The 4287-nt window shown below is 67.2% G+C and carries 3 protein-coding genes; 1 reads left to right on the forward strand and 2 read right to left on the reverse strand.

Translation table 11 applies throughout. The features are described from left to right. Positions 1 to 2: 2 nt before the first annotated feature. Positions 3 to 1796: an ABC transporter family substrate-binding protein gene (locus P2P98_RS16355; RefSeq protein ID WP_275801309.1), complete on the reverse strand. Its 1794-nt coding sequence runs from the start codon at positions 1794 to 1796 to the stop codon at positions 3 to 5. Positions 1797 to 1959: 163 nt separating this feature from the next. Between P2P98_RS16355 and P2P98_RS16360 the strand changes: the two genes are divergently transcribed. Beyond that, the gene (locus P2P98_RS16360; RefSeq protein ID WP_275801311.1) at positions 1960 to 2799 is read left to right on the forward strand and encodes a CPBP family intramembrane glutamic endopeptidase; all 840 of its coding nucleotides are present in this window, start codon (positions 1960 to 1962) and stop codon (positions 2797 to 2799) included. A 17-nt stretch (positions 2800 to 2816) separates the two neighbouring features. Here the strand turns inward: P2P98_RS16360 and P2P98_RS16365 are convergent. Continuing rightward, the coding region (locus P2P98_RS16365; protein ID WP_275801313.1) for an ABC transporter substrate-binding protein at positions 2817 to 4287 on the reverse strand (1471 nt) is incomplete at its 5' end.

Below are 4287 nucleotides of genomic sequence, written 5' to 3' on the forward strand. Positions count from 1 at the left end.
TATCAACCCGCCAGCGTCCACTCCTGCGCGTTCCACACGATGCCCGTCTGGCCGCCGAAGTAGTCGACGCCCTGGATGGAACCGTTGTCGGCGAAGAGACCGGGGAGCTGGAACAGCGGCAGACCGTAGTAGTCCTTGGCCGTTTCGGCGTCGATCTTCACCTTGATGTCGTCGAGCTTGGTGGTGTCGGTGGTCACCTGGCTCTCGTCGACGAGGGTGTCGACGGTGGCGTTGCTGTAGTTGTTGTAGTTTCCGCCGCCGCCGGTCTTGAAGATCTGCGGGAGAGCCGCGTTACCGGCACCGGGCGAGATCCAGCCGAAGATCGACACGTCGTAGCTGCCGCTGCCGAGGAGCTTGCTCCAGTCGGGCGAACCGGCGTCGACGATGTTGAAGCCCGCCTGCTGCGCCGACTGCTGAATGGCGCGGAAGCTGTCGACACGGTTGGGGTTGTTGGTGTTGTAGAGGATGCGGACCGTCGGGGTCGCACCGTTCAGCAGCGCCTTGGCGCCCTCGATATCGGGCTCGGTGAAGGTGTCGTACCCGCTCGCGGCGACCGCGGTGGTGTACTTGTCGCCGTCCGTGGGCAGGAAGATCTGCGAGTTCAGGACCTCGGCATCCGGGTTGATCGGCTTGATGATCGAGTCGAGGATCTGCTGACGCGGGATGGTCTTCAGGAACGCCTCGCGGACGTTGGCGTCGGCGAACACGCCGCCGAAGCTCAGGTCGACGTGGTCGTACGACAGCTGGCTGCCGGCGTGGACCTTCGCGTTGGCGTTCTCGAGCGCGGTGAGCGTGTCGGCGGAGGGCTGCGGCTGGATGGCCTGGACCTCACCGTTCTGAAGGGCGGTGACCTGCGCGTTGGCGTCACCGATGAAGCGGATGATCAGCTGGTCGTACGAGGGCGACATCTTGCCCTTGTAGTTGGGGTTCTTGCCCAGCGTGATGCTCTGCTCGGGGGTGAAGTCGGTCACGATGAACGGACCGCTCGCGACCAGGAGGCTCGCGTCGGTCGGCATGGCCGTGACGTCGTATCCCGTGTTCCAGAAGTCGGCCGCGGCCTTGAGCGTCGCGTTAGGGGCGACGGGCGCGTCCGGGTTGCCCTTGGGGGTGTCCTTGAGGAGCTTGATGAAGTCTTCCTCGGAGACACCGGCCTTCTCGGCGAGCACGTGGGCCGGCTTGCCGATGGGGTTGACGAGCTCCCAGTCCACGAAGGGCTCCGAGTAGGTCAGCGTCATCGACATGTTGTCGTCGCTGATCTCGGGGAACGCGGTGGTGTCGAGGCCCGCGGTGCTGCCGGCGAGGGTGAAGTACTGCGTGCCGCCGTTGGTGACGGCGCCGCTCTCGTCGAGCTTCGCGTCGTCGTAGTAGCCCGAGTTGATGGCCCAGTTGACGAGCATGTCATCGGCGTTGATGGGCTGGCCGTCCGACCAGGTCAGGCCCTCGTTGATGGTGTACTTCACCGTCAGCGGGTCGTCCGACACCTTCTCGTACGTGCCGAAGTCGGTGTTGTCGAGGACGCTGAAGTCCTTGTCGAGGCGCTGGAAGCCACCGAGGCCCAGACCGCCGCTGACACCGGTGAGGTAGCCCACCATGCCGTTGGTGTCGAGGTTGGCCTCGGGGGTGTCGCCGTTGAACGAGGTGAACGCGTTCGTCGTGGCGATCGTGATGGTGCCGCCGGAGGCGGAGGATCCGCCTTCGGGTGCTGCCGTCGTGGTGCAGCCGGCGAGGGCGAGCGCCGCAACGGCGACACCAGCTCCCACCGTCAGGGCGCGTGCGCGCCGAGTCTTTTCAGACACTTTGCCTCCAGTGCAAGGTTGGCGATTCCCCGCGCAACAGACGTCAGCAGGGGGAGCCGTGGATACGGAAACGATAAGTAAACGCTCTGCGTTGGTCAAAACTCCTGGGGAAACCGTTACATACCTTTAATTCGGAAGCGGTTGAATGTGGCAATCTGACAACATGATCCGCGCCTCGGCCTTTTACGAACCCGGGATCGAACAAGACACTTTCCGCCGCCGAAGATTGCCGTGGGAGATCGCGCTCGTGCTCCTGGTGTCGGTCGGACAGTCGGCGATCTACTCCGTCGTGTCCTTCATCCGAGCAGCGACGCGCGCACCGATCTCGCAGCAGCAGACGCAGCTGAACCCCTCCCGCAGCGCCGAGCCGCTGTGGGACGCGATCTACCAGTTCCTCGACATCTTCTTCTCGCTCGGTCTCGTCGCGCTGGTCGTGTACCTCCTCTGGGAGCCGGGCCTGAGCGCGCTGCGCCGCATCGGTCTCGACTTCCGGCGCTTCGGCGGCGACGCGGCCCGGGGACTGCTTCTCGTCGCGGTCATCGGAGCACCCGGCATCGGCGTCTACGCGGCGGGGCGGGCGCTCGGGCAGAGCATCGCCGTCATTCCCGCGCCCCTCGATTCATCGTGGTGGGTGATCGGTCTGCTGATCCTCGCCGCGCTGCGAGCCGGGTTGACCGAGGAAGTGATCTTCCTCGGCTACCTGTTCGATCGCCTCCGCCGACTCGGGTGGTCGTGGACGTGGGTCATCGTATCGACCGCGCTCCTGCGCGGCAGCTACCACCTGTATCAGGGATGGCCATCGGCGCTCGGAAACGTCGTGATGGGCCTGGTGTTCGGCTGGTGCTACCGCCGTTGGGGCCGTGTCATGCCCTTGGTGATCGCCCACACGGTCATCGACATCGTCGCCTTCGTCGGCTATCCCCTGGCGGCCGCCTGGTGGCCCGGGATCTTCACCCCGACGCCGGGTCCGACGCCCACCCCGACGCCCAGCGGAACGCCCTGACCCGCTCGAAGGATCGATCAGGGCGTCGTGACGGACCACGTCCAGAAGGACGGGGGCACACCCTCGGGCTCCGAGGTGTACGCGACGCCCTGTACCCCCTTGCCCACGGCGACAGCGCCGGTGCGCTCGAAGAGCGGGACGCCTGCGTAGGCCGTGAACAGGGCGCGATCGATCTCCTTCGCACCGGCGAGCACGTCGACGGGGTCCGTGTCGGTGGTGAGTTTGCGGAAGGTGCGCTGGGCATCCGGACCGTCCACGCCCTCGGCCAGACGGTCGCGCGCGGAGCGATAGAGGCTCTCGTCCTCCCCCACCCACGACAGCGTGGCGTCGGGTTCTTCCTCGGCCGTGGCCGCGCGGACGGCGATCCCCGCCTTCGCGCCCATCGTCACCAGCTTCGTGAAGACCGCGCTCGACAGATCGTCGGTGCTGTCGTACGCGACACGCAGCACGGCGGCACGGTCCTCGAGCGCGGAGCGCGCGGCATCCGGATCCGCCGATGTTGCCGGAGCGTTGTTCCCCGAGGTGAGGTCGGTGTACAGCTGCCCTGTTGCCGGAGAAGAGAGGAACGACTGCAGGGGCCGGGCCTCGGGGCGGACTTCCTGCAGCAGCTCTTTGACGAGCGCGTCGCGGTCGAGCGACAGGGAGACCGCCTCGCGGAGATCCGCGGGCGTGCCGTCGGCGAAGCGCAGCTGAAGCGTCTGCGTGGTGGGACCGGTGGTGACCTGCACCTCCGCGTCGGTGAGGGCCTTCAGCTGCTCCGCGTCGAGGTCACCGACGTTGGCGATGTCGATCTCGCCCGCCGTCATCGCCGCCAGCTGCGTCGCGCGGTCGGGGAAGAACCGGACGGTGAGCCCGGTCAGACCCGGGTAGTGGGCGCCCTGGTAGTCGTCGCGTCGCTCCAGAGTGAGGGCGTCCGCCGTCACGCCGGAGACCTTCCACGGCCCCGCGGCGATCGCCGAGGCGGCGTCGGGCACCCCTCCGGCCGGCGCGTCGAAGCCTGTGTTCCAGGCGGCGGCTGCGGCGGCGAGGACGGGGTTGGGCGCCACGGGCGCGGAAGGGTCGCCCTCGGGCGTCGTCAAGATGGCCGTGATCAGCTGCTGGACGGTGACCCCGGCCTTCTCGGCGATCACGTGGACGGGGCGATCCAGCATCCACTGACGGTTCCAGTCGGCGAAGGGCTCGTCGTAGACGAGCGTCAGGGTGTCCTTCGCTCGGTTGAGCGTCGGCCGCTCGGTCCGAGCATTCGGATCGGCAGCAGTGGCGGTCTGGAAGTAACGCGTGCCCGAGACCACCTGCCCCTGAGCGTCGTAGGTCGCGTCGTCGAAGAAGTGCGACGAGACCGCCCAGCCGAAGAGAAGGTCGTCGAGGCTGACCGCGGTGCCGTCCGACCAGGTGCGGTCGGGGAAGAGTTCGTAGCTGACCGTGAGCGGATCGCCCTCGACGCGCGTGATGCGGCCCATCCCGTTGTTCGGGACGACCTGCAGGTCT

It is taken from the genome of Microbacterium sp. Kw_RZR3, assembly GCF_029222405.1.
Taxonomy (GTDB): domain Bacteria; phylum Actinomycetota; class Actinomycetes; order Actinomycetales; family Microbacteriaceae; genus Microbacterium.